The organism is Shewanella electrica (assembly GCF_022321485.1).
Classification (GTDB): domain Bacteria; phylum Pseudomonadota; class Gammaproteobacteria; order Enterobacterales; family Shewanellaceae; genus Shewanella; species Shewanella electrica.
Map to the genome: position 1 here is coordinate 151314 of NZ_JAKOGG010000001.1, position 26044 is coordinate 177357.

25 protein-coding genes are annotated in these 26044 nt (G+C 52.8%); 17 read left to right on the top strand and 8 right to left on the bottom strand.

Annotated features, from left to right (window positions below):
• Positions 1-399: 399 nt before the first annotated feature.
• From lipA to L9G74_RS00590, 4 genes are all read right to left on the bottom strand, one after another.
• Positions 400-1365: a lipoyl synthase gene (lipA, locus tag L9G74_RS00575; RefSeq protein ID WP_238894260.1), complete on the bottom strand. Its 966-nt coding sequence runs from the start codon at positions 1363-1365 to the stop codon at positions 400-402.
• Positions 1362-2018 carry a lipoyl(octanoyl) transferase LipB gene (gene lipB / locus L9G74_RS00580; RefSeq protein ID WP_238894261.1) on the bottom strand — a complete coding sequence of 219 codons (657 nt, stop codon included), beginning with the start codon at positions 2016-2018 and terminating at the stop codon, positions 1362-1364. Before lipB ends, lipA begins: the two co-directional genes overlap by 4 nt.
• 87 nt (positions 2019-2105) lie before the next feature.
• Entirely contained in the window at positions 2106-2372 is a 267-nt protein-coding gene (gene ybeD, locus L9G74_RS00585) for a DUF493 family protein YbeD (RefSeq protein ID WP_037443561.1), read from the bottom strand.
• 117 nt (positions 2373-2489) lie between these two features.
• Entirely contained in the window at positions 2490-4277 is a 1788-nt protein-coding gene (locus tag L9G74_RS00590) for an aminopeptidase P family protein (RefSeq protein WP_238894262.1), read from the bottom strand.
• Between the two features lie 399 nt (positions 4278-4676).
• Here L9G74_RS00590 and L9G74_RS00595 point away from each other — a divergent pair, with 399 nt between their 5' ends.
• Positions 4677-5450 (top strand): ROK family protein, encoded by a 774-nt coding sequence (locus tag L9G74_RS00595; RefSeq protein ID WP_238894264.1) that lies wholly within the window; start codon positions 4677-4679, stop codon positions 5448-5450.
• A 37-nt stretch (positions 5451-5487) separates the two neighbouring features.
• Here the strand turns inward: L9G74_RS00595 and bamJ are convergent, their stop codons facing one another.
• The 3 genes from bamJ to L9G74_RS00610 all read right to left on the bottom strand — a co-directional run bounded on the left by bamJ (position 5488) and on the right by L9G74_RS00610 (position 7828).
• Positions 5488-5985 carry a BamJ family beta-barrel-assembly machinery protein gene (gene bamJ / locus L9G74_RS00600; protein WP_238894266.1) on the bottom strand — a complete coding sequence of 166 codons (498 nt, stop codon included), beginning with the start codon at positions 5983-5985 and terminating at the stop codon, positions 5488-5490.
• A gap of 80 nt (positions 5986-6065) precedes the next feature.
• Positions 6066-6686, bottom strand: a complete 621-nt coding sequence (locus tag L9G74_RS00605; protein WP_238894268.1) for a DUF1294 domain-containing protein — start codon at positions 6684-6686, stop codon at positions 6066-6068.
• Positions 6687-6712: 26 nt separating this feature from the next.
• Positions 6713-7828: a DUF418 domain-containing protein gene (locus tag L9G74_RS00610; protein ID WP_238894270.1), complete on the bottom strand. Its 1116-nt coding sequence runs from the start codon at positions 7826-7828 to the stop codon at positions 6713-6715.
• Between the two features lie 234 nt (positions 7829-8062).
• On the opposite strand from L9G74_RS00610, the gene L9G74_RS00615 reads away from it, so the two are divergent.
• On the top strand, positions 8063-8377 hold the full coding sequence (locus L9G74_RS00615) for a hypothetical protein (protein WP_238894272.1): 315 nt from the start codon (positions 8063-8065) through the stop codon (positions 8375-8377).
• Between the two features lie 44 nt (positions 8378-8421).
• Positions 8422-8913, top strand: a complete 492-nt coding sequence (locus L9G74_RS00620) for a GNAT family N-acetyltransferase (protein WP_238894274.1) — start codon at positions 8422-8424, stop codon at positions 8911-8913.
• 5 nt (positions 8914-8918) lie between these two features.
• On the opposite strand, the gene L9G74_RS00625 is transcribed toward L9G74_RS00620, so the two are convergent.
• On the bottom strand, positions 8919-11018 hold the full coding sequence (locus tag L9G74_RS00625; RefSeq protein ID WP_238894275.1) for a sigma 54-interacting transcriptional regulator: 2100 nt from the start codon (positions 11016-11018) through the stop codon (positions 8919-8921).
• A 480-nt stretch (positions 11019-11498) separates the two neighbouring features.
• Here L9G74_RS00625 and L9G74_RS00630 point away from each other — a divergent pair, with 480 nt between their 5' ends.
• The 14 genes from L9G74_RS00630 to fdhF all read left to right on the top strand — a co-directional run bounded on the left by L9G74_RS00630 (position 11499) and on the right by fdhF (position 25923).
• On the top strand, positions 11499-11681 hold the full coding sequence (locus tag L9G74_RS00630; RefSeq protein WP_238894277.1) for a hypothetical protein: 183 nt from the start codon (positions 11499-11501) through the stop codon (positions 11679-11681).
• An 18-nt stretch (positions 11682-11699) separates the two neighbouring features.
• Positions 11700-12317 carry a 4Fe-4S dicluster domain-containing protein gene (locus L9G74_RS00635; RefSeq protein ID WP_238894279.1) on the top strand — a complete coding sequence of 206 codons (618 nt, stop codon included), beginning with the start codon at positions 11700-11702 and terminating at the stop codon, positions 12315-12317.
• Positions 12317-14341 carry a hydrogenase 4 subunit B gene (hyfB, locus tag L9G74_RS00640; RefSeq protein ID WP_238894281.1) on the top strand — a complete coding sequence of 675 codons (2025 nt, stop codon included), beginning with the start codon at positions 12317-12319 and terminating at the stop codon, positions 14339-14341. Before L9G74_RS00635 ends, hyfB begins: the two co-directional genes overlap by 1 nt.
• Positions 14342-14354: 13 nt before the next feature.
• The gene (locus L9G74_RS00645; RefSeq protein WP_238894283.1) at positions 14355-15302 is read left to right on the top strand and encodes a respiratory chain complex I subunit 1 family protein; all 948 of its coding nucleotides are present in this window, start codon (positions 14355-14357) and stop codon (positions 15300-15302) included.
• Positions 15303-15317: 15 nt separating this feature from the next.
• Positions 15318-16757, top strand: coding sequence for a hydrogenase 4 subunit D (locus L9G74_RS00650; RefSeq protein ID WP_238894285.1), 1440 nt, complete (start codon positions 15318-15320; stop codon positions 16755-16757).
• Between the two features lie 9 nt (positions 16758-16766).
• A complete protein-coding gene (gene hyfE, locus L9G74_RS00655) occupies positions 16767-17417 on the top strand; it encodes a hydrogenase 4 membrane subunit (protein WP_238894286.1) in 651 nt (216 codons plus the stop codon).
• 17 nt (positions 17418-17434) lie between these two features.
• A complete protein-coding gene (locus L9G74_RS00660; RefSeq protein WP_238894288.1) occupies positions 17435-19030 on the top strand; it encodes a hydrogenase 4 subunit F in 1596 nt (531 codons plus the stop codon).
• Positions 19023-20753: a hydrogenase large subunit gene (locus tag L9G74_RS00665; protein ID WP_238894290.1), complete on the top strand. Its 1731-nt coding sequence runs from the start codon at positions 19023-19025 to the stop codon at positions 20751-20753. Before L9G74_RS00660 ends, L9G74_RS00665 begins: the two co-directional genes overlap by 8 nt.
• A gap of 19 nt (positions 20754-20772) precedes the next feature.
• Positions 20773-21318, top strand: coding sequence for a formate hydrogenlyase complex iron-sulfur subunit (locus L9G74_RS00670; RefSeq protein ID WP_238894291.1), 546 nt, complete (start codon positions 20773-20775; stop codon positions 21316-21318).
• On the top strand, positions 21318-22091 hold the full coding sequence (locus L9G74_RS00675; protein WP_238894292.1) for an NADH-quinone oxidoreductase subunit B family protein: 774 nt from the start codon (positions 21318-21320) through the stop codon (positions 22089-22091). The genes L9G74_RS00670 and L9G74_RS00675 overlap by 1 nt, the downstream gene beginning before the upstream one ends.
• Complete coding sequence (locus tag L9G74_RS00680) at positions 22088-22492, top strand: formate hydrogenlyase maturation HycH family protein (protein ID WP_238894293.1); 405 nt, start codon at positions 22088-22090, stop codon at positions 22490-22492. The genes L9G74_RS00675 and L9G74_RS00680 overlap by 4 nt, the downstream gene beginning before the upstream one ends.
• A complete protein-coding gene (gene hycI / locus L9G74_RS00685; RefSeq protein WP_238894295.1) occupies positions 22485-22976 on the top strand; it encodes a hydrogenase maturation peptidase HycI in 492 nt (163 codons plus the stop codon). Before L9G74_RS00680 ends, hycI begins: the two co-directional genes overlap by 8 nt.
• Before the next feature lie 207 nt (positions 22977-23183).
• Positions 23184-23732 (top strand): electron transport protein HydN, encoded by a 549-nt coding sequence (hydN, locus tag L9G74_RS00690; RefSeq protein WP_238894297.1) that lies wholly within the window; start codon positions 23184-23186, stop codon positions 23730-23732.
• Positions 23733-23745: 13 nt separating this feature from the next.
• Entirely contained in the window at positions 23746-25923 is a 2178-nt protein-coding gene (gene fdhF / locus L9G74_RS00695) for a formate dehydrogenase subunit alpha (RefSeq protein WP_238894299.1), read from the top strand.
• Positions 25924-26044 lie beyond the last annotated feature (121 nt).

The following is a 26044-nucleotide window of genomic DNA, read 5'->3' on the forward strand; positions in this document are numbered from 1 at the left end:
AATCTCTATTTTTTAGAATAAACACTTTGTAGCATTATTAAAATTTAGTCAATTACGGAATGTTAGTGTAAACCTACCTTATCAATGCAGAATTGGAATTGAGAAAGGTTTTGTAATTTTCGGAGAAATTTTATCCTACTCAACAGGATTACTCTGAAATTCCCAGCACATGCAGACTTGTGGCCGTCGCCAGCATGGATGCTGGCGTCGAGCTTACACGGATGTACTTGCAGCGTGCCACAAGGATGCGTGTGCATTGCGCACCGCAGGTGATTTAGCGCACCCAACCTATCAGGCGATACAAACGCCGACAAAGTGCCACAAAGCTGTCAGCAGACAATAAAAAACCGCGCATTGCGCGGTTTTTCAGAACCAACCTGTAACGCTAAAACAAGAGCGTTACTTCACCTCTTTCCCTTGTGCTTGCAAATCCGCATGGTAGCTAGAGCGTACCAATGGGCCGCAGGCGGCGTGGGTGAAGCCAAGTTCCGTTGCCAGTTCGTGCATTTTGTCGAACTCAGCTGGGGTCACGTAACGTTCTACCGGCAGGTGGAATTTTGATGGTTGCAGGTATTGCCCCAAGGTCAGCATGTTGACGTCGTGAGCGCGTAGGTCACGCAGCACGTCGGCAATCTCTTCATTGGTTTCGCCGAGGCCCATCATCAAACCTGATTTGGTTGGAATGTTCGGGTGACGCTCTTTGAAGCGTTTCAACAGATTGAGCGACCATTGATAGTTCGCCCCTGGACGCGCTTTGCGGTAGTGCATTGGCGCGGTTTCCAGATTGTGGTTGAACACATCGGGTGGCTCAGTGGCCAGAATATCCAATGCTTGGTCGATACGGCCGCGGAAGTCTGGCACCAGAATCTCAATTTTGATTGCTGGGTTCAGTTTGCGGATCTCACGAATACAGTCAGCAAAGTGCTGGGCGCCGCCATCACGTAGGTCGTCACGGTCAACCGAGGTGATTACCACGTATTTGAGCTTCATATCGCGAATGGTTTCAGCGAGTTTGACGGGCTCGTTTTCATCAGGCTTGAGTGGGCGGCCGTGGGCCACGTCGCAGAATGGGCAGCGGCGGGTACAAATAGCCCCCAAAATCATAAAGGTGGCGGTGCCGTGGTTAAAACATTCCGCTAGGTTTGGGCAAGAGGCTTCTTCACACACCGAGTGCAAACCGTGGCTACGCAGCGCAGATTTGATATCTAAAATGCGTTGGTTCGACGCGGGCAGTTTCACGCGCAACCAGTCCGGCTTACGCAACATAGTGTCGCGTTCCGATGGCACCACTTTCACGGGAATACGGGCAACCTTGTCAGCATCACGTAGCTTGACGCCGGGTTGTAAACGTTCTGGCCTGTTCATAATGATTTCGGTAATCCTTGGTGATGAATCAGCTGCGTGTAACCTAGGCGCTGACTGAAAATTTCGGCAAATTCGTTGGCAGCTTGCTCAACGGTTTGCGGCCCGCCAAGTTGTTTGGCTTGGGTCATCTCTAACCCAGCATAACCACAGGGGTTGATGCGGTGAAACGGCTCTAAATCCATATTGATATTGAACGCCACACCGTGGAAAGAGCAGCCGCGACGAATGCGCAGCCCCAATGAAGCGATTTTATCACCGTTGACGTATACGCCCGGCGCATCAGCTTTGGGATAGGCTTCAATGTCATATTTGGCGAGCACAGACACGACCGTTTGCTCAATGTCGGTCACCAGTTGGCGCACGCCGATTTTGAGTCTTTTCACATTTAACAGCGGGTAGGCAACCATCTGGCCGGGGCCGTGATAGGTTACTTGGCCGCCACGGTCAACTTGGATCACCGGAATATCGCCGGTATTGAGCAAGTGTTCCGCTTTGCCTGCCTGTCCTTGGGTGAACACCGGTGGGTGCTCGACTAACCACAACTGATCTTCAACAGTTTCGTCGCGGTCATCCGTTAGCTGCTGCATGGCATGCCAAACGGTTTCATAATCCATCATGCCCAGATGGCAAATGTGTAAGGTTTTGTCTGACAAGAGAAAATTGTCTCCAGTTTCACCGTGGCGCTATTATACGCGCTCAAGGCAAAAATGTAATATAGATCACACTTTTGCCTGTAAAGATTACAGCACGCGGCGCACGCCTTCGATGGCGGCAAACTCGGTGTAGAGTGTTTCGATGTGCTCTTTGCTTTCTACAATCACGCGGATGGTGACTGAGAGGTAGCTGCCTTTGCTCGATGCTTTGGTGCTAGGCGTGTAATCGCCCGGTGCATGACGTTGAGCCACCAATACCACTTTTTCCGCCAAAGTATCGCTGGCATCGCCAACCACTTTAAATGGGAAATCGGTAGGGAACTCTAGGTACTTATCGAACTCGGTATTCAACATAAAACGCTATTCCAAAAATACAGGGATATGAGCAAATATGGCGGCGATTATAACCGAATTCAAGGCGCGGATCAGGTAAGAAAAAGCCGGTATTGCTACCGGCTTGATTTATCTAGATTAAAGCGCGCTGGTGGCCTGTTTTAACCAGGCTAAATCGTCACCTTTGAGCACTGGTGACAGGGCGGCCAGCACCCGTTGATGGTAGCGGTTAACCCAGTCGATTTCGGCGCTAGTCATCAGCGATTTATCGAACAAGCGCTGGTCCATCGGAATAAGGGTAATTGCTTCAAACTGGTAAGTTTCACGCTCGGCATTGGCTAACGCGTCACACGGTTTGACGGTGACCAAGTTTTCTAAGCGGATACCAAAACCGTTTTCACGGTAATAACCCGGTTCGTTAGAGATCACCATGCCCACTTGCAGTGGAATGGCGTTGTGGTTTTTGCCGATACGTTGCGGGCCTTCATGCACGCTCAGGTAATGGCCGACGCCGTGGCCTGTGCCGTGGTCGTAATCAAAACCGTGTTGCCACAGATATTGCCGCGCCAAAATATCCAATTGTTGGCCGGTGGTGCCTTTGGGAAAGCGTGCTTGATCCAGCGCGATGTGGCCTTTGAGCACCAAAGTCACCATCTTGCGTTGTTCGTCCGTTACCTCGCCAATGGCGATAGTGCGGGTCACGTCGGTGGTGCCATCTAAGTATTGTGCGCCAGAATCGACGAGGTAGATGCTGTTCATCTCTACCTGTGCCGGCGTGCCATTCAAATGATTGTAGTGGCACATGGCGGCGTTTGAGCCAGCGGCAGAAATGGTGTCAAAGCTAGGCTCTTGATACAGCGGATCGGCCTTGCGGAAGCTTTCCAGTTTATCTGACAGGGTGGCTTCATCGTATAAACGATTGGCGGCAGTTTCACGATCCAACCATGCGAGGAAGCGGCTGACTGCCGCGCCATCACGCACGTGGCACGCTTTCATGCCCGCCAGTTCGACTGGATTTTTACAGGCTTTAGGCAGCGCGACTGGGTCGAGGCCGGCAATCAATTTTACGCCAGCTTCACGCGCTTGCAGTTGGCATTCGGCGTTGGCGCTGTTGGGGTCAGCCAGCAGCTTTTTGCCTTTAAGTGCCGTAATTGCGGCGGCCAACTCTGACTCATCGGCAAAGCTGACACCAGCGCCGACGTGGGCGGCAATGTCGCTTGGCAGTTTGCGTTGGTCGCAATACAGCGTCATGTCGCCATTGGCATTCAGCAGCGCATTACCCAACACCACTGGAATGCGCGGAATATCTTGGCCGCGAATATTGAGTAACCAGCAGAAGGAATCAAGCGCGTTGATCAGCGCCACATCAGCGCCTTCTCTTTTTACCAGTTCGCCAATGAATTTGCGTTTTTCAAGGCTGGTTTTACCGGCCACGTCATCACTGAACAGAGAAGCCGGATTCACCGCCGCAGCAGGGCGGTCGTGCCAGCAGATGTCGACTAAGTTTTCAGGCAGACGCACCAATTCGATATCGACTTTAGCTAAGCGGGTTTGCGCCGCTTCAAACCAAGAAAGCGTAACGCAACGGGCATCAATACCAACGCGGCTACCAGCAGGCAGTTTGCCAGCCAGCCATTCATATTGTGGCATGTCGGTCAGGCTTTCGTAGCTGTATTGGCTGCCATCGACCTGTTGGCGCACTTGCACCACATAACGGCCATCAACAAATACCGCTGCGCTTTGTTGCATCACAATTGCCATGCCCGCTGAGCCAGTAAAGCCCGTGAGCCACCACAAACGTTCGTTGTGGGCAGGCACATATTCGCCAAGGTATTCATCGGCGCGTGGTTGCATAAAGGCATCAAGCTTGAGCTTGGCCATTTCGGTGCGAATGGCGTCCAGCCGTGCAGCGATAGAATTGGACATATCAACTCCGTTACAGGTGGCGCGCCACTATGTAGCAACGCGCTATAGGTGAGCATTTAAGAGCGAGGATTATGGCAACTGTGTGCTGGCTTTCGCAAGTTAAGCCGCAAGAAAAAGCGTTGCTGAATGTAAAGCGCTGTGGGCTGATTTGCTCTGGTAACACATTGGTATGCCGGTGCTGGAGTGATCGCCGGTTGGGGAGCCGCAATTGTTGCAAAAGCGGTTTGGCTAACGCCGTCTGACGGCTGGATTTTTCACGCGTGATGCTGCAAGCGGCTATTTGCCGAGTTAATCGACTGTTTTAACGATAAATAATATGTGGTTACATCGCTGCTATAGCGGGATTATGCTAGTATGTGCCGCAGTTAAAGCTCGCTGAGAGAGCACGATGGAGGGGCGATGGCTGAATTAACCATTGAGATTGGTGCTGATACTGCACTGTTGCAGTTTATCGACAACGGTGTGACCGAACAGTACAAGGTGCCTACGGGTGAAGGTTTTTCACTGGCAGATCTCAATCAATTTATTGCCGATTGTGAAAGCGATTATCAACTGAGTGATTATCAATTGGCCTTGGCTGTGCCGGGCATGGTGCGCCACCAAAGCTTGTTTTCCTGCCGTCATTTACCCGCCTTGATGGGCTTAAGCCCAGAGAAAATTCATAGTAAAGCCAGTCGCGTATTGCTCAGCAACGATGTGCATGCGGCGTTGCACGCGGTGGCTAGCAGTAAATATCGCTGTGAAATTCTGGTCGGCTGCGCCGCTGGCATGGGCATGGCCGTTGCTTTTGATGGCAAAGTATTTACCGGAGCCGAGGGCATTGCTGGGGATTTGGGCAACTGCCGAGTGATGACCGAATCGGGTGAATTTAGCTTAGATCAGATGGCAAGTGGCGAGTCGATTCGTCAGCGCCGTTTCCGTAACCCTGTAGAGCTGTATCGTTCAGGTGCTTACTTGGGCATGGGCATTGCGTGGGCGGTCAATTTGCTTAACCCGCAGCGTATCTGGTTGGCGGGTAGCACGCTCAATCAAGCGGATTACTACAAAGGCTGTGTGGCGAGTATCAAAGAGATGGCGATGCCTGCGGCGTTGAGTCACTGTCAGATCAGTCGTGTTGATGATTCTGAAACTATCGTGTGTCGCGGGTTACACGCTATGTTGCAGCAAGGCTAGGGAAGGCGCGGCGCTTTGTTCGCACCTTCCCCAATGGTTAGTTAGCTGCTGGTTGTTCAGCGCTAGGATTAATCTTTAGCAGTTCAACATCAAAGATTAACGCAGAGCCCGGAGGGATAGGACCCGCAGCGCGGTTACCGTACCCCAGCTCTGCCGGAATAAACAGGCGCATTCTGTCGCCTTCGACCATCAACTGCACCCCTTCGCTCCAACCTTTCACCACTTTATTAAGTGGAAATTCAATCGGCTCGTTACGTTGGTAAGAGCTATCAAACACGCGGCCGTTAATCAGGCGACCTTCGTAATGCACTTTAACCGTGTCGTTGGCTTGCGGATGGACCGTGCCATCACCGTGATGCAGATATTGATATTGCAGGCCTGAATCGGTAGTGATCACGCCCTCTTGCGTTTTATTGGCTTTGAGGAATGCTTGGCTAGCTTCAATCGTCTCTTGCATGCCAACGCGCTGTTGCCGATCAATAAAAAAGTAAAAAATAACCGAAGCGATAATGATAACGGCCAGCACAATTCTCATAGCAAGTTCCTGCAAAATAAAAAGAGCGGTTATGTTACCAGCGTCGTCGAATTGCGCCAAATGGGTTTGGTTAAGCCGGGTTAATATAAAAGTGCTGGCAGCGCATGGCGATAATGGTAAAGCGCAAATAAGGCGGCAAGATTGAGTAACAGCATCACCCAAAACACTCGCCGAAACGCGGTTTTTACCGATTTGTGCCGCAACCGCTGCTGCGCCAATAATGCCCCCGGCCAGCCGCCTAACAACGCTTGCAGTTGCAGGGTACTTTCGCTGATGCGCCAGCGGTCTTGCTGAGCAGCACGTTTATCCAGCGCATAACTGATGTAACTGATAACACTTAGCGCCAGATACCATACGGGTGTGTACTTCGGCAGCCAATGCTGCCAACTGGCGAGCGCCAGTAGCAGCAAGAACAGCAGCGAGTATTTAGCTGTGCCACGTTGCCGTTGATATTGTTTATTACGTTTGTTTTGCTGGCGTAGTTGTTGTTTGTCGTTAGTGCTCATGGCATTTAATGCCTGCCAGCGGCCTTGTTTATCTTGCGCTAGCTCGTAACTCAGCAGCTCGCCCACGGTGGGGCGACGACTACGATTGGCCATCGCCTTGATGTGCAAAAACACCGGCTTATCGCCGTTGACCGGGGTGATAAAACCAAAGCCGCGGTCATCATTCCATTGGCTCAAGTGGCCTTTGCCTTTCATTGCTGTCCTTATTATTTACTTATTATTTAGTTATGCGGTTGATAGTTGGCGCCAAACGCTAGCCGACGCCACAGCCATTCTAGTGGGCCTTGGCGGAAGAACTTCAGCCATAACGGCGCAAGCCACAGTTGCAGCAAACAACCGAGCAGGGCAATGCCGATATAGCCAAACCAGTGCAACGTTAAATTAAGCTGCGGTACTAAATCGCGCAGCAACCAAGTGCCCAGCAGCGATTGCAGCAGGTATAAACTTAGCGGAATTTTGCCGACCGCTTGCAGCCGTTGTGCGAATCGGCCTTGTGCCTGAGAGTGAGCGATGCAGTGAATCAACCAGATAGACATGGGAATGGCTGCCAAGCTGAGTAAGGCTTCGGCAAGGGCTTGCAGGTGGGCGTTATCTTGTTGGCCGATGGGGTAGGCGATGGCTGACATCAACAATGACGCGGGCAGTAGCCAATGCCGATAACGGCTCAGCCCTTGGGTAAACCACTGCTGGCGAAAACCATAACAGCCGAGCAGCATCAGCCCTAGTAACAGCCACATGTAGGTGAGTGGAAACAACACCGCATCGGCGATGGCGAGATCGAGCTGCATCTGCAATCGGTCACTATAAGCACCTGTCCACGCGGCGTAGCTATCGAGAAAGTCACTGGATTCGCGGGTCACTGGCTCAAGGTCATACAGCAACAGTGACGAGGCGATACACAGCAAAATGCCCATCGCAATAAACCTCAGCGCCATCACTAACTGCTGCTGTGGTGGCTGCGATAAGTAACGCAGCAAAATCAGCCCGCAGATGGCGTAGTTAAACAGAATATCGCCCGGCCAAACAAAAATACGGTGCAGCAAGCCAAACAACAGCAGCCAGTACAGTCGTCGTTTTAATAAGTGGGTTTGGCCAGCGAAACTGTGCCATTGCAGGTATAGCCCTACGCCAAACAACATGGCAAACAGGGTGATAAAGCGATCGCGCAGCAAAAAGTAGTAGCACAGTTGGCCGAGTTTATCGCCCCAACTCGGTGTGCTAAACGGCACATAGTCGTAATAGCTGACGCCCATAGCGAAGATATTCAGCAACAAGATACCCAACACGGCAATGCCGCGAGTCATATCAAGTGTGTGGATGCGACCGGAGCTAGGCAATTGAAAACTCGACCAAATAAAAAGTGAGTTCCTATCATAGCTGAGCGTTAGGCGCGGTGCGAATAACTCTTTTTCAGCAGCCGTTTTGTGCTAAGCAGGCGGCGACTGATGTGGCGTATTCAAGGTGATAAAACCTGTGATAGATCGCATTAATTCTCTGCGCAACTCACTAACTTGTTAGTCCGCTAAGGTGCCATAGGGATATTTAGCGCTCATTACTCATGAGAGGGACCCATGAATTACGTCGAAATCTATATCACGCTATCCAGTGTACTGGTGGCGGTTCTTTTGGGATTACGTCAATTTAGGCGGCAACAGTTGGTGCAGTATGTTCAGCATCATTATCGCCGAACCGCACAGCAGATTTACCAGCAACAACCTGATGGTGAGTTACATCGCTTGTTGCTGGAGTCGATTCATCATGGTGAGTTAGCCCATTCAGCCGACCAACATCTTGGTCAATTAGCGTGGCAACTGCGTTGCTTAAGTTGTTTGCCGATTTTGGTGTTGGTCATTGGTTTTGCCATCGTGGCAATGCTACAAGCGTGAGCCACGGCGGTGTTAAGCATACGCACTGAGGGAGAACCACATTTATGTTGCAGGTGAGAGCTTTGTTGCCGCAGGACTATGCCGCGGTGCAGGCGATTTATCAGCAGGGCATTGATTTCGGTTTTGCCACCTTTCAAACGGCGGTGCTCAGTTGGGATGAATGGGATAGCTGCATGTTACCGCAGTGCCGTTTGTTGGCGTTGTTGGATGGACAAGTGGTTGGCTGGGCGGCACTGTCGGCCGTGAGTTCGCGGCCGGTTTATCGCGGCGTTGCTGATGTGAGCATCTATATTGCCAAAAACGCCCGCGGCAAAGGTGTCGGCCTCCAGTTGTTGCAACGTTTAGTGGCGGAGTCAGAGCAACAAGGCTTTTGGACGCTGCAAGCGGGCATCTTCCCCGAAAACCAAGCCAGCATGGCACTGCACCGTCGCAACGGCTTTCAACTGCTCGGCGTGCATAACAAGCTCGGCCAGCTCAACGGCGAATGGCGTGATGTGGTGTTGATGGAACGCCGCAGCGAAGTGGTTGGCGTATAACCGCCTTACTCCAACACGGCGTCTTTATCGATGCCAAGCCGTTTCATGCGTGACAGCAAAGTAGTGCGCTTCAGCCCTAGCTTATGCGCCGCACCTCGTGGGCCAGCAACAATGCCGTTAGTTTCCTGCAACACGCTAACAATGCGCTGGTATTCATCATCTTCATCACTATTACGTTTGGGCGCTGCAAGTGGCGATGCGGTGACGTGGAAAAAGCTGGCTTCGCTGTCGTCGGCGGTTTCAATCTCTGGTGGCAGTTGCAGCGTGTGGCCGCTACTGAGCAGCACCGCCCGTTCAATCACGTTTTGCAATTCACGAATATTCCCCGGCCACTCCAACTCTTGCAAGCGGCGCAGCACGCGGGTGGGAATGCTGTCGATATTGCGCCCCATATGTTGGCAGGCGCGGCTGACAAAAAACTTGGTCAGCAGCGGAATATCGTCGCGGCGTTCATTGAGCGAGGGCAGCCGAATAGGAAACACGTTAAGGCGATAAAACAGATCGCTGCGGAACTCTTTATCGACCACCATTTTTTGTAGATTACGGTTAGTCGCAGCAATTAAGCGCACATCGACATTGATTAAGCGATTGCCGCCAACGCGTTCAAACTCTTGTTCTTGTAGCACCCGCAGCAACTTAGGTTGTAGCTCCAGCGGCATATCGCCCACTTCATCGAGAAACAAACTGCTGTGATGCGCCATTTCAAAGCGGCCTTGGCGATCTTTGCTGGCACCGGTAAAAGCACCTTTTTCATGGCCGAACAGATCACTTTCGAGCAATCCCGCTGGCATGGCGGCACAGTTCATTTTGACCATGCGTTTATGCGCGCGCGGGCTGAGCCGATGAATGGCGCGAGCAAACACCTCTTTGCCGGTGCCAGTTTCACCCAACAGCAGTACCGAGCAGTCAGTGCTGGCAACAAGCTCTACCTGCTTGAGCACCGCTTGAATTGAATGGCTGCTGCCGATGATCTCATCAAATTGCTGGTGGCTCAGGCTTTCCACTTGTTCGCTGAGATAGTGGTTCTCACGCATTAGATTGTCTTTAAGGCGGTTGATCTCTTGATAGGCGCGGGCGTTATCTACTGCGATGGCGGTGCGTTCGGCAATCTGTGCCAGCAGTTGCAGCCGCGAACCTTGAAAACAGTGGGCATCGGCTCGCGCCAGTTTGAGCACGCCCAGCACTTGTCCGGCAAATTTAATCGGCACTAAACACAGTGTGTGACGTTCGGCGGGCCAATATTGAAACAGTTGGGTTTCGTTGCGCGCAAACGGATCGTCTGCTGTCAGCTCACATAACTCAATCTCGCCATGTTCTAGCACTCGCTGACAAATACTGTTAGCGGCAGTAATGCGCAGATGAGAACGTTGTGGCTGCGCCGGTTCAGTAAAAAAGGCGTTATACAGATTTAGCAGTGACGGATCGGTATCGGGCAAACACACACTGACGGCACAAATACCAAAATAGACGTGGATCTCGTGGGCGATTTTTTCTACCAAGGATTCGACTGAACGCTCGGTAATCACCGCGTTGGTGACATTGACCAGCACATGAAAATCGTCCCGTTCTTCGCATAGCTGATGTTGCTCTAATCCTAACGATAAACGCGCTTGTAAGTGTTCTAACGCCACGCCGAGCGATTCGCTCAGCAGTTCAGCGCAGGCCACATCTTCACTATCAAAGCGGTGACCGTCAGCGCGGCGCAGTTCGCAATATCCAAGCAAACGGCGGTGATTCAAAATCGGTAAGATCAGCGCGTCACAAAAGGCAGGCGCTTTGGTCAGACTGTAGAGCGCTGGATAGCGCTGTTGGTATTCATCAGCACATAGATGCAGCGGCGCGCGGGTGGCTTCTATCAGCCGCAGTGGGCCGTTGAGTAGCATCTCATCGCTAATACACTGCACCTCATCTTGGTGCTGGCGATACAGTAGCGGGCCATCGACCGGATCATCTACCAGCATAGTGCACTGATAGCTAACGGGAGATTCACGCAGGTAGGCGTTCATTGATTGCAGCAACTGGGCAACATTCGACTGATCCAACAGTTGGTGGGTCAGCCGTAAACAGTTTTTTTGCTCGTGCAGATACTCAAGTCGTTGCGTCATAGTCGACGTCGTCCCCTCTTTGTCGGCCTACTCACTCAAAGCAACATGGCTAGTCCTTTCTGGTTGGGCTAATCAACGCTGGCATACTCCAAAAGACCAACAGTTAATTGCATTGCACACTAATTGAGTGCTTAGAGGACTTTCACACACCTTGCCTAAATGCCGTGGTGGTTGTTTATTGTTCACTGGTCGAACCATTACGGCGAGACATTATTTAAGCATAAGCGCAAGCGCCAAAATGCGACCCGTTGCCAACTTTGGTTGAAAATTGTTCGCTAATTAATCTGTGGCTTTATCAGCAAATGCTGCAGTAATGCGGGTGCTATCGCCGACGCGATTGATGACGATGGCTGTCGAGCGTACCTAAAACATGCATTAACATCATAATCAATTGATTTAACTGTTTATTTATTCAATTTTTTAACTTGGCGTAGAAAATGCTCTCTATGGACATTGGCTTAATCCGTATGACTAAGCCGCATGTCCGACAAACCCGCTTTCTCGCGAGCGCTCACGCAGCGCAAACCCGCAATAGAGCAGTGTTCTTTGTCGGTGTTTTGGGAAGTTATTCCGATGGATTTTCAGCTACTCACGGCTGTCGACAGCTTCGTCACTGATGGCGTTGTCGTCAAAAGTGACGAAGTGACTAACACCTCGGGATGAAGTGCTTAGAGAGAGTATATGAACCGTTTTGTCATTGCCGATCCCAACTTGTGTTTCGGCTGCAATACCTGCATGGCGGCGTGTTCAGAGGCACACAAGCATGAAGGGTTACAGGCCGCGCCCAGATTAGTGATCATGCGCAGCGTCGATGAATCGGCGCCACACATGTGTCACCAATGTGAGGATGCGCCTTGCGCCACTGTGTGTCCGGTCAACGCAATTCGCCACGAGGGCGAAGCCATCGTACTCAACGAGAGCCGCTGCATCGGCTGCAAGCTGTGTGCAATTGCCTGTCCGTTTGGGGCAATCACCTTAAGTGGCTCCAAACCTATCGACGTTGCTGATGATGTGGCTACACCGCTAGCCGCGTTACCACCAAGACCCGCACCTAGCGTGAGTCCGTTACTGGATTGGCGGCCGGGCGTGCGTTCGGTGGCAGTGAAATGCGATCTCTGCAGTTTCCGTGCTGAAGGTCCAGCCTGCGTCGAAACCTGTCCAACCAAAGCCATTATGGTGGTGTGCGATGAAGCCCTCGCGCTGGCGAGCAATCGCAAGCGTCAGCTTACCGCGGTGACCAATTTGGTGGAGTGGCCAGTGGATTCGGCGCCTAAAACTGCGGCGGGAGGAAACAAATAATGACAGCTATCTGTTGGTTAGGCACAGCCTTGCTGCTGTTTGTGATAGGCGCGCTGCTGTCATTGCTACTCAATCGCAATGAAGGCTTAGCAATCAAATTAAGTGGCGTTTTCTCGCTGCTGGGCGGCGTGGCGGGTGTGCTGTGCGCTTTACCTGTGCTGCTTAGTGGCGCAACCGTTACTGCCGAATACGCTGGGCCGTTTGCGGCCTTTGCGCATTTGACCTTGCGGCTCGATCTGCTGGCAGCCTTTATGGTGCTGGTGATTTCCATCCTCACCGTGGTGTGCGCTATCTACTCCTTTGCTTACTTGGAAGAGTATCGCGGCAAAGGCGCGTGGGCGATGGGCTTCTTTATGAACCTGTTTATCGCCTCAATGGTGGCGCTGGTAGCGGTGGATAACGCCTTTTACTTTATCGTGCTGTTTGAAGCGATGTCGCTCAGCTCTTACTTCTTGGTTATCTCCGAACAAGACGATGAAGCGGTCAGTGCCGGTTTGCTGTACTTCCTGATTGCCCATGCGGGTTCGGTGCTGATTATGCTGGCGTTCTTCTTGATGTATCGCCACGCGGGCAGCCTCGATTTTGCGGCGTTCCGCGCTGCAGATATGCCAGTAGGCGAAGCCTCGGCGGTGTTCCTGTTGGCGTTCTTTGGTTTTGGCGCCAAAGCGGGGATGTTACCACTGCACGGCTGGTTGCCTCGGGCGCACCCCGCAGCACCATCACATGCCTCAGCCATGATGTCTGGCGTGATGGTCAAAATCGGGGTGTTCGGCATCATCAAAGTGGGTATCGACTTGCTCGGTGCTACTGAAGCGTGGTGGGGCATGGTGGTGTTGGCCTTTGGTGCAGTGTCATCAGTGCTGGGCGTGCTGTATGCGCTGGCTGAGCACGACATCAAACGTTTGCTGGCGTATCACACCGTGGAAAACATCGGCATCATTTTGATGGGCGTGGGGGCCGGCATGATCGGCATGGCGACCCATCATCCGCTGCTGGCGTTGCTTGGTCTGCTTGGTGGCTTGTATCACCTGATTAACCATGCGCTGTTTAAAGGACTGCTGTTCCTTGGTGCTGGCGCGGTGATCTATCGCACCCATACCAAAAACATGGAGATCATGGGCGGCCTTGGCAAGTTGATGCCTCGCACCGCTATGGCGTTCTTGATTGGTTGTATGGCGATTTCTGCTTTGCCACCACTGAACGGTTTTGTCAGTGAATGGTTTACCTATCAATCACTGTTCACCATGAGCAAAGAGGGCGGTGATATCGGCCTGCAACTGGCGGGCCCGATTGCCATTGTGATGCTGGCGATTACCGGTGCGTTGGCGGCGATGTGTTTCGTCAAAGTTTACGGTATCTGCTTCTGTGGTGCGCCGCGTAGCGAACAAGTTGAACGTGCTACCGAAGTCCCCGCATCCATGACCATCGCCATGTGGCTGCTAGCGTTGCTGTGTATCGTGCTCGGTGTTGGCGCTGCGCAAGTGGCACCGCTGATTACCCAGATTGCTGCCGAACTCAGCGGCCAAACTGCCACAAGTATGGCGACGGCGGCCACCGTGTTCCCCGGTGATGTGACCCAAACCAGCCTCAATACGCCACTGCTGTTCATCATGCTGTTGGCGCTGCCATTACTGCCACTGCTGCTGTTTAGCTTCACCGGCAAAAACAACCGCCTCAACTTCATTCAACGCGGCACCCCTTGGGCGTGTGGTTACGGTTACGAACAACGTATGTCTCTGACCGCGGGCAGCTTTGCGCAGCCGCTGAAAGTGCTGTTCGCGCCGCTGTATCGCATGCGCAAAACCCTCGACCCGGCACCGGCGTTTCATCGCTCATTAGATGTGACCACCGATGCGGCGGCCAGAGTGGAACCCGTATGGGATGACCGCATTGTGATGCCCGTGGTGGGCGGCGTGCAGCGCTTGAGTCGCGTAGTGCAGCTCATTCAATACGGTGATTTCCGCGTGTATTGCTTATACGTGGTCGCCGCACTGGTGGTGCTGTTACTGGTCACTATGGCGTAGGGAGGAGATGATGATGACTCAAAGTTCCTTTGTGGTAACGCTGCTGGCCGGATTGCTGCAAGCGGTACTGCTGATGGCGGTATCACCGCTGTTCTCCGGTGTCTCTCGTGTTATTCGCGCCAAGATGCATTCGCGTCAAGGGCCGGGTGTGCTGCAAGAGTACCGCGATATTTTCAAATTACTGACCCGCCAAGAAGTGGCGCCCAGTTGCAGCGGTAATATCTATCGCGTTATGCCGTTTGTGCTGATTGGCACTATGTTGGCGGTCGGGGCAACGCTGCCGTTAGTCAGCCAAGCGGCGCCGATTGCGGCGGGCGCTGATCTGATCACTGTGGTGTACATGTTCGCCATTTTCCGTTTCTTCTTTTCACTGGCTGGGCTCGACTCAGGCAGCACCTTTGCAGGTATCGGTGCTAGCCGCGAGTTGACCCTCGGCATTTTGGTGGAACCAATTCTGATGCTGAGTTTGCTGGTGGTCGCGCTGATTGTTGGCTCGACCAATATCGGCAACATCAGCAGCAGTTTTGCGGCGGAACACTGGAATGCACCCACCGCTACGGCGATGGCGCTGATTGCGTGTGCGTTCGCGGTATTTATCGAGATGGGCAAAATCCCGTTCGATGTCGCCGAAGCGGAGCAAGAGCTGCAAGAAGGGCCATTGGCCGAGTATTCCGGCTCAGGGCTAGCACTGGTGAAATGGGGCCTCAGCCTCAAGCAAGTGGTGGTGGCTGGCTTGTTCTTGGCGATCTTCGTGCCGTTTGGCAAAGCGGCGGATATCGGTTTGGTCAGCATAGTGGTAGGCACTGTGGCGTTTTTGCTGAAGTTGCTGCTGATATTTGTGATTGCCTCGGTGATTGAAAACACCTTAGCGCGTGGCCGGTTCTTACTGACTGGCCGCGTCACTTGGCTGGGCTTCGGCATCGCGGTGCTGGCGTTCGTGTTCTATCTCACTGGGTTGTAAGGAGACCAGCATTTTATGGAAACTATTGCCCTTGCGACCATGTTGTTGCCCTTTATTGGGGCGCTGCTGATCGCCTTATCGCCGCAACGTTATGCCAAAGTGCTTTGTACGGCATTTGCGTTGTTGGCCACCCTTGGCATGGGCTGGTTAGCACTGAGCTATTTAGGCAGTGGTAAAACCGATGTCACCATGCCACTTTACAGCTTTGGTCATACGCAAATCTTCGGCTTTGTGATTGACCGCGTCAGTACGCTGATTGGCTTTGCGGTGGTATCGCTCGGCTTTTTAATCAGCTTGTACTCTTGCGGCTATTTGACCGCGCTGAACCGTGAACATCCGCACGATGGGAGCAACCGTTACTACGCGTTGTTGCTGATCTTCATCGGCGCGATGGCAGGCTTGACGCTGTCATCTACCATCCTTGGACAACTGCTGTTTTTCGAAATCACCGGTGGCTGTTCTTGGGGCTTGATTGGTTATTACCAAAGTCCGAAGTCGCTGCGCTCTGCGTTAAAAGCCTTGATTGTGACCCACATTGCGTCAGTCGGTTTATATCTCGCCGCAGCGTGGTTATTTGCTAGAACCGGCACCTTTGAGCTGACCGCTATCGCGCAGTTAACCGATGCCGACAAGCTGGTGGTATTCGGCGGCATTCTGTTTGCAGCTTGGGGTAAATCTGCGCAGCTGCCACTGCATATGTGGCTGCCAGATGCGATGGAAGCGCCAACACCAGTGAGTGCCTACTTACACGCGGCGTCCATGGTGAAGGTGGGCGTGTACATTTTTGCCCGCGCCATTATGTCGTCTGACTCGGTGCCACACGAAATTGGTGTGGTCGGGGTGGTGATGGCAACCATCACTATGGTGTACGGCTTCCTGATGTATCTGCCACAAAAAGATATGAAACGTCTGTTGGCGTACTCCACCATCGCGCAACTGTCTTACATCTTCCTCGCATTATCCATGTCCACCTTCAATTCGAAGATGGCCTTTGATGCGGGCGTTGCCTACATCTTCAACCACGCCTATGCCAAGAGCTTGTTCTTCTTGGTGGCTGGCGCGCTGAGCTATGCCTGCGGGACTCGCATGCTGCCGAAACTGCGCGGCATGCTGAAGTGCACACCGCTGCTCGGCATCGGTTTCTGCGTGGCGGCAATGGCGATTGCGGGCGTGCCACCGTTTAACGGCTTCTTCAGTAAATTCCCTTTGTTTGCCGCAGGTTTCAGCCTGACTGGCGAGCACTGGTGGCTGATGCCGCTGTTGATTGTGGCGTTGATTGAATCGGTAGCCAGCTTTGCGTGGTTATTGATGTGGTTTGGTCGCACCGTACCCGGTGAGCCTTCGCCTGAATTGGCGAGTGCCCAGCCGGTACCGCTGTCGATGAAACTGGTGTTGTTGGTGCTGATTGTGATGTCGCTGGTGTCCAGCGTTATTGCAGCCAACTGGCTAAATTGAGGAATCACCATGACTGGAACACTTCTTGTCAACAATCTGGCCGGGCTGATGATCGTCACTTCGATGATGGTGATCGCTGCCAGAAAACCTACGGTGTCGGCGGGGCTGTACGCGCTGCAGTCACTGGTGCTGGTGGGCATTTTCCTGAGCCTTGCATCGCTGTTTGATGCTCACGAGCTGTATATGTGGTCAATCAGTTCGTTTATTACCAAGGTGGTGTTAGTGCCGCTGATTATGTATCGCGCCTTTCGCAAAATGGCCGACCCTAATGCCGACGGTGGCGTTATCAGCACCGCGCTGCTGATGATGATTGCTGCCGCCATTGTGCTGGTGAGCTACTTTGCCACCGCGCCCGTCGCGTTGCCGATGTTGGCTGATCTTAAACCTGTGCTGGCGGTATCGCTGGGGCACTTTTTGATTGGGCTGCTGTGCATTGTTAGCCAACGCAACATTCTCAAGCAGGTGTTTGGTTACTGCCTGATGGAGAACGGCGCGCATCTCACACTGGCATTGCTGGCCTACAAAGCACCGGAGTTGGTGGAGATAGGTATCGCTACTGATGCCATCTTTGCGGTGGTCATCATGGCGCTGATGGCGCGGCGCATCTACCGCACCATGAACACCCTTGATGTGCAAAAACTGATTTCGTTGAAAGGGTGATGACTATGGATACTTTTATGTTGTTTCTCATCCTGCTGGCGATTCCGTTGCTGACAGCCTTAGTGGCGTTTACTTGTCGCTGGGTTGGTGCCTCTCGGCCGGTGTTAACCGCAGTGCACACTATTGGTTCAACGCTGTTACTACTGATGTCGCTGTATGGCGTATGGGCGGTGTACCAACAAGGCGAACTGCTAGCGGGGCATAACTGGCTGCATCTGGATAGCTTGAGTTCGCTGTTTCTCGCCATTCTCGGCGTGATTGGTTTTATCACCGGTATCTACTCTATCGGCTATATGAACCATGAGCTGGAAGAGGGCGAAGTGAGCCTTAAATCCTTGGGCACTTATTACGGTTTCTTCCACCTGTTCTTGTTCACCATGTTGTTGGTGATCACCAGTAACAACCTGATTTTGATGTGGGCGGCGATTGAAGCCACCACCTTGAGTTCAGCGTTTTTGGTCGGCTTATACGGTCAGCAATCGTCACTGGAAGCGGCGTGGAAATACATCATCATCTGTACTGTCGGCGTGGCCTTTGGTCTGTACGGTACGGTGCTGGTGTACGCCAATGCCGCCAATGTGATGCCAAACCCAGGCGATGCCATCTTTTGGAGTGAAGTGCTCAAGCACGCCAATCTGCTCGATAGCAGCCTGATGCATCTGGCGTTTATCTTCATTTTGATTGGTTTTGGTACCAAAACCGGCTTGTTCCCGATGCATGCGTGGTTGCCAGATGCCCACTCAGAAGCGCCTAGTCCAACCTCGGCGTTGCTGTCGGCAGTGCTGCTGAACTGTGCCTTGTTAGTGATCATTCGCTACGCCATTTTGATCAGCGCGGCGATTGGCCCTGAATTCCCTCAACGGTTGCTGTTGGTGTTCGGCTTGTTGTCGGTCGCGGTGGCTGCATTCTTGATTTTGGTGCAGCGCGATATGAAACGGCTGCTGGCCTATTCCAGTGTGGAAAACATGGGTTTGATTGCGGTGGCGCTGGGTATCGGCGGGCCGCTCGGCATCTTTGCTGCCATGCTGCACACCTTGAACCACAGCTTGGGCAAAACCTTGCTGTTCTGCGGCTCAGGTAACGTACTGCTGAAATACGGCACCCGCGATATGAACGCGGTTAAAGGCTTGCTGCGCGTCGCGCCATTATCTGGTGCGTTACTGGCGGGCGGTGCCTTGGCGCTTGGCGGTATGCCACCGTTCAACCTGTTCCTCAGTGAGTTTATGACCGTGACTGCGGGGATTCGCGGCGGTTATCTGTGGTTGGTGATTGTGCTATTGGTGCTACTGACCATCGTACTCGCTGGTTTGGTGCGGATGATTGTGATGTCCGTACTCGGTAAACAACCTGATAACGTCAGCAAAGGTGAACTTGGCTGGTTGACCACTGCACCGCTGGCGGTGTTGATGGTACTGATGGTGCTGATGGGCACCCACATTCCACAACCCGTACAACAACTGCTGAAACAAGCCACCACCATTGTGCTCAATGGCGATCAGGCGGGTATTGACGAGCTACATGCGCTCGAGCTGCCGGGCGCTGCCACAGAAGACAGCACCACAGCTGCCGCCACTTCTTCCCATTCTGCCGCGCAGGAGATGTATCGTGACTAATCTAACCACTGTTGCTAATGCCCAAAATCGCGGCGGCGCGTACATCGCGCAGCTGCGGGCGCAGTTTCCAACAGCCATCCTCGAAGAGGAACGCCAAACCGAGGATCAGCTAACCATCACCGTCAAAACCAATATGTTGCCAGAGGTGGTTGAGAGCTTGTACTACCAACATGGTGGCTGGCTCAGCGTGCTGTTTGGTAACGATGAACGTACGCTCAACGGCCATTATGCGGTGTATTACGTGCTGTCGATGGAAGCCCATGAGAAGTGCTGGATCACTGTCAAAGTGCTGGTGGATGCCAACACGCTGGAATATCCCGCCGTCACTCCACGGGTGCCTGCGGCGGTGTGGGGCGAGCGCGAAGTGCGTGACATGTATGGTTTGCGCCCTGTCGGTCTCGCCGATGAACGCCGTTTAGTGCTGCCAGATGATTGGCCGGAAAACCTCTATCCACTGCGTAAAGACAGCATGGATTACCGCCAACGTCCAGCGCCAACTACCGATGATGAAACCTATCCGTTCCTCAATGAACTGGGCAGTGACAAAAACCGCATCGTGCCGATTGGCCCGCTGCACGTCACTTCTGACGAACCGGGTCACTTCCGTTTGTTTGTCGATGGTGAACGGATTGTCGATGCGGATTACCGCTTGTTTTACGTGCATCGTGGCATGGAAAAGCTGGCCGAATCGCGCATGGGTTATAACGAAGTCACTTTCCTGTCGGATCGTGTTTGCGGCATCTGTGGTTTCGCCCACAGCACAGCGTATTCCACCTCGGTGGAAAACTCACTTGGCATCAAAGTACCGGCGCGGGCGCAGATGATCCGCTCGATTTTGCTGGAAGTGGAACGGCTGCACAGCCACCTGTTAAATCTCGGTTTGTCTTGTCACTTCACCGGTTTTGACTCTGGCTTTATGCAGTTTTTCCGCGTGCGCGAAGTGTCGATGAAGATGGCCGAAGTGCTCACCGGTTCCCGTAAAACCTATGGGCTGAACTTGATTGGCGGCGTGCGCCGCGATCTGCTCAAAGACGACATGATCACCACGCGCAAACTGGCACAAGAGATGCGCCGCGAAGTGAATGACCTCGTTGACGTGCTGCTGAGTACGCCGAATATGGAGCAACGTACCGTCGGTGTTGGGCGGCTTGACCCACAAATCGCCCGCGATTTCAGTAACGTTGGACCGATGGTTCGCGCCAGTGGTCATGCCCGTGATGCGCGCTTTGACCACTCATTTGTCGGTTACGGTTTATTGCCGATGGAAGTGCACAGCGAGCAGGGTTGCGATGTGTTGTCACGGGTGAAAGTGCGTATCAATGAGGTGTATACCAGCCTCAATATGATCGACTACGGCCTAGATAATCTGCCCGGCGGCCCACTGCAAGTGGATGGTTTTACTTACAAACCACACAAATTTGCCCTTGGCTTCACCGAAGCGCCACGCGGCGATGACGTGCACTGGAGCATGACTGGCGATAACCAGAAACTGTTCCGCTGGCGCTGCCGTGCTGCCACCTATGCCAACTGGACCACACTGCGCTACATGCTGCGTGGCAACACAGTATCCGATGCGCCGTTGATCATCGGTAGTCTCGACCCTTGTTACTCCTGCACCGACCGCGTCACGTTTGTCGATGTGAATAAGCGCACCAGTAAAACCGTGCCTTATAAAGAGGTGGAACGTTATGGCATCGAGCGCACTAATTCACCGCTGAAGTAGGGCGCCAAGGAGTCAAAACATGCTGAAATTCTTAAAAAAAGCACTGAGCGTTGGCGTAGCAACTGGCACCGACCCACTGACTGCGCCAGATTTTGATAAAAACTTTCGCGGTAAGCCAGAGCACAATCCAGCGCAGTGTATCGCCTGTGCCGCGTGCATGAATGCTTGCCCGGCCAATGCGCTGACGGTGCAAACCAATCTCGATACTGGTATGCAGGAGTGGTCGCTGTTTCTCGGCCGCTGCATCTTCTGCGCCCGCTGTGAAGAGGTGTGCCCAACTGGCGCGATTGAGCTGAGCCAAGAGGTACAACTGGCGGTATGGCGCAAGGAAGATATGTACCAGAAATCGGCCTTCCCGCTGGCACATTGCGTGGCGTGCGCTAAGCCATTTGCGGTGGAAAAAGAGCTGCAATACGCCGAACAGTTGTTACTGGCGACCGGACAATATCCCGATAGTGCCGAACTGCACGCGCAGCTCCATACCTGCCCGCATTGCAAACGCCAGCACAATATTACCCAAGGGCAGCGCATTGCCCTCAGTCGTATGTTACGGGAGCAAGCATAATGAGTCTGACTATTCCAAACACCCGTGACGCTAACGGCATGCCGGTGCCACTGACCGTGGATGAAAGCATTGCCAAAATGAAAGCGGCACTGCTGAAAAATATTGGTCGCTCTGCCTATGTCTATCGGGTGGACTGCGGTGGTTGTAACGGCTGTGAAATTGAGATTTTTGCCAGTATCACGCCGTTGTTCGATGCCGAACGCTTTGGTATCAAAGTGGTGCCATCACCGCGCCATGCCGACATTCTGCTGTACACCGGTGCGGTCACTCGTTCAATGCGGGTGCCAGCACTGCGCGCCTATGAATCGGCGCCCGATCCCAAAATCGTAGTGTCTTACGGCGCTTGCGGTAACAGCGGCGGTATCTTCCACGACCTGTATTGCGTGTGGGGCGGCACTGACCAAATCGTGCCAGTGGATGTGTACATTCCCGGTTGCCCGCCCACACCGCAAGCCACTTTGTATGGTTTTGCCATGGCGCTGGGGCTGCTGGAGCAGAAAATCCACGCCCGTGAACCATCAGCCATTGATAGCGAACCCGCACAACTGTTGCACCCGAAAGTGGCGCCGCAACTGCGGGTGGCGGTTGAACGTAAGGCGCGTGAGTTAGCGGGCTATCGCTACGGCCGTCAAATCGCCAATCAGTTTCTGGAGCTGTTGGTGACGCCGAATCCGTTCGACGCGTTTAAACAGTATCTCGGCGAGCAGGCCGATCCACGCCTGAGTGAGATCTTCGGCTATCTACAACAAGTGACCGAGGAGCTACGCGCATGAGTGAAACAGTCACTTTTTTCATCCTGAATCAGAAGTTTGTTGACGACAAGGATGCCAAACCTGAGACCCAACAGCTGGTGTATTACGGTTTGGCTATCGGTCATCACCTAGGGGTGATCGACTGTTTCAAACCTGCCATGAGCTGCCCGTTAGCGCGTTATCTTGAATGGTTGACCTTGATCCCCAGCGATGACGCGCGGCGCAAGTTAGAGGGCATTCCCAAATATGGCGAGATCGTTATCGACAGTAGCCATGTGGTGCTGCTAGCCAAAGGTTTAGCGGCGATGGCGGCGGATGTCGATAAGGAGTTTTTGCACTGGCGTGATCAACTGATGACCATGCTGGAGATGATCCAAAACGAACCCGCGATCCAGCTGATTGTGCGGAGGCTCAATGACTAACGCAAACAACGCTAGCCACATCATTTTATGTGTTGGCAACAGCATGATGGGTGATGACGGCGCAGGGCCGCTACTGGCACAAAAGTTAGCCGCCGAGCCGCTGGCTGGTTGGCTGGTGCTAGACGGTGGCAGTGCGCCTGAAACTGAAACCGTGCGCATTCGCGAACTCAAGCCGCAAACCTTGCTGGTGATTGATGCCACAGAAATGGGGCTCAACCCCGGTGAGCTGCGCATGGTCGACCCTGACTGCATCAGCGAAATGATGCTGATGAGCACCCACTCCATGCCACTCAATTACCTGATTGATGACTTAAAAGAGGCGGTCGATGAGGTGGTGATGCTCGGTATTCAGCCGGACATCGTCGGTTTTTGTTATCCGATGTCGCCGGCGGTGATCGACGCTGTGACCCAACTGGAACAGTTACTGCGGCAAAACCGCTGGCGTGACATCGCCGAGCTGGTCGACACATCGGAGCAGTGCTGACGTCACTTTCGTCAGTTTTGTCGAATCGACATCAAAGTTGTGGCTATTAAAAGATGCTAATGTCGACACTGTTTTATAACTGTATGAATTTTAATAATAAAAATGTTGGCTTGGATTATGCCTTACTAAGCCGGAAGTAATGTGTAGCAAAGTGCTTTGAAACTGCAGGAACCAAAGCAGTAACTGCTTGTTAAACGGAGAAGATCAATGAATCGATTTATTCTCGCAGATGCCAATAAGTGCATCGGCTGCCGCACTTGTGAGGTCGCCTGCGCTGTGGCGCATCGTTCTGATGGGGATGTTAGCGCGTTGAATGAAGTTAACTTCACACCGCGTATTCACGTAATCAAAGGAGCTTATATCTCCACCGCGGCAACCTGCCGTCAGTGTGAAGACGCTCCTTGTGCCAATGTTTGTCCTAACCACGCGATTCGCCTTGAAAATGGCTTTGTGCATGTGTTGCAAGAAAATTGCATCGGTTGCAAAACCTGTGTGGTGGCTTGCCCTTATGGGGCGATGGAAGTGGTGACGTACCAAACCGTGCGTGACACTGGCGCCGCCGTCAATGTGCAAGTCACTAAAGCGCAAGCCAACAAGTGCGATTTGTGCCATACCCGCGCCGAAGGGCCAGCCTGTGTTGAGGTGTGCCCAACCGAAGCGTTGCACTGTGTCGACCGTGCTGAATTGGAACGATTAACCGCTGAAAAACGTCGCCGCACCGCGCTGGAAGCGAGTGCTCATAACGTTTACGCGTAAGAGGTAGGAACTTATGGAAAAAGCAACCGTAGTGTGTCCGTATTGCGGTGCGGGCTGCAAAATGCAGATGGTGGTGGACGATGGCAAGATCATCAAGGTAGAAGCCGCCAATGGTAAAACAAACCAAGGAGAGCTGTGCCTTAAAGGTTACTATGGCTGGGACTTTTTGAACGACACCAAGTTGTTAACCCCACGCCTGCGTGAACCCATGATCCGCCGTGAAAAAGGCGCGCCGTTTGAAACGGTTAGCTGGGACGAAGCGATTAAATTTGTGGCGCATCGCCTGTCAGATATCAAAGCCAAATATGGCCCGCGCTCAATCATGACCACCGGTTCATCACGCGGTACCGGTAACGAAACCAACTTCGTGATGCAAAAATTTGCCCGTGCGGTGCTCGGTACTAACAACGTTGACTGCTGCGCCCGTGTTTGCCACGGCCCATCAGTTGCTGGTTTGCGTGCCACTGTGGGTAACGGCGCTATGAGCGTGTCTGTTGAAGATATCGAAAAATCCAAATGTTTGCTGATCTTCGGTTATAACAGCGCCGACTCGCACCCCATCGTGGCGCGCCGCGTAGTTAAAGCCAAACAAAACGGCGCTAAAATCATCGTATGTGACCCACGCCGTATTGAAGCCGCCCGCATTGCCGACCAACACCTGCAATTGAACAACGGTTGCAACGTGGCGATGGTGAACTCCTTCATCTACACCATTTTGGAAGAAAATCTTTATAACAAAGATTATGTAGCTAACTACACCGAAGGCTTTGATGCATTGTGGGATGTGGTTAAAGACTACGCCCCTGAAAAAGTGGAGCCAATCACTGGTGTGCCTGCTGCTGATGTCCGTCAAGCGATGCGTACATACGCCAAAGCCGAAACCGCGATTATCTGTTGGGGCATGGGCGTGACCCAATTCGGTCAAGGGACTGAAACCGTTAAAAGCTTATCGACACTGGCCTTGCTGACGGGGCAACTTGGTCGCCCTGGTGCGGGGTTGGCGCCTGTTCGTGGTCAAAACAACGTACAAGGTGGCTGCGACATGGGTGTACTGCCCGATCTGTTCCCCGGCTACCAAAAAGTTACCGATGCTGCGGTACGTGAAAAATTCGCCAAACGTTGGGGCATTGACCCAGCCACTATGGATAAAGAAAACGGCGTGAAAATTACTGAAGTGCCACATCTGGCGCTGGAAGGTAAAGTCAAAGCCTACTACATCATGGGTGAAGATCCGCTGCAAACCGAAGCAGACTTGAGCATGGTGCGTAAAGGTATTGAAGCGCTGGATCTGCTGGTGGTGCAAGATATCTTCATGACCAAAACCGCCGAAGTGGCTGACGTGATTTTGCCATCCACCTCATGGGGTGAACATAGCGGCGTTTACACTTGTTGTGACCGTGGTTTCCAACGCTTCTTCAAAGCAGTGGAACCAAAATACAACGTCAAACGTGACTGGGCCATCATCTCGCTGATTGCGACCGAGATGGGTTACCCAATGCACTATAACGACGAACAGGAAATTTGGGACGAACTGCGTGAGCTGTGCCCGCTGTACTTTGGCGCCACTTACGAAAAAATGGGCGAAATGGGTCATGTGCAATGGCCATGTCCAACCCTAGAACATCCGGGCACGCCTATTTTGTACACCGACAACAAATTTGCCACCCCAAGCGGCAAAGGGCTGTTGTTTGCAACACAATGGCGTAAACCGGGCGAATTGATTGATGAAGACTTCCCGATGGTGCTGTGTACCGTGCGTGAAGTGGGCCATTACTCATGCCGCTCCATGACTGGTAACTGCGCTGCATTGCGTACGTTAGCAGATGAACCCGGCTACGTGCAGATCAACCCAACTGACGCGCAAGTGCTGGGCATTAAAGACCAACAATTGGTATGGGTGGAGTCTCGCCGCGGTAAAGTGATCAGCCGTGCCAACGTCAGCGAACGTATTAACCGCAACGCGGTATACATGACCTATCAATGGTGGATCGGCGCCTGTAACGAGTTAACCCAAGATAACGTTGACTCAGTGACTGCCACACCAGAAACCAAATATTGCGCCGTGAAAGTTGTCGCTATTGAAGATCAACATTGGGCAGAAAACCATGCTGCACAGATCTATAGCGAAATGAAAGCGCGCTTACGCAATGCCGTAGAGGAGGCCAAGCCGGCGACCGCCTCTATCGCATGATTTGCAATTATTGCAAAACTACATAACCGTCAAAGTCAAAGGGACAGCGCAAGCTGTCCCTTTTTTGCAATGTAAACAGCTAAGGCTTAATGAGCCACTGCGTATAGAGGCGAAATTCCAG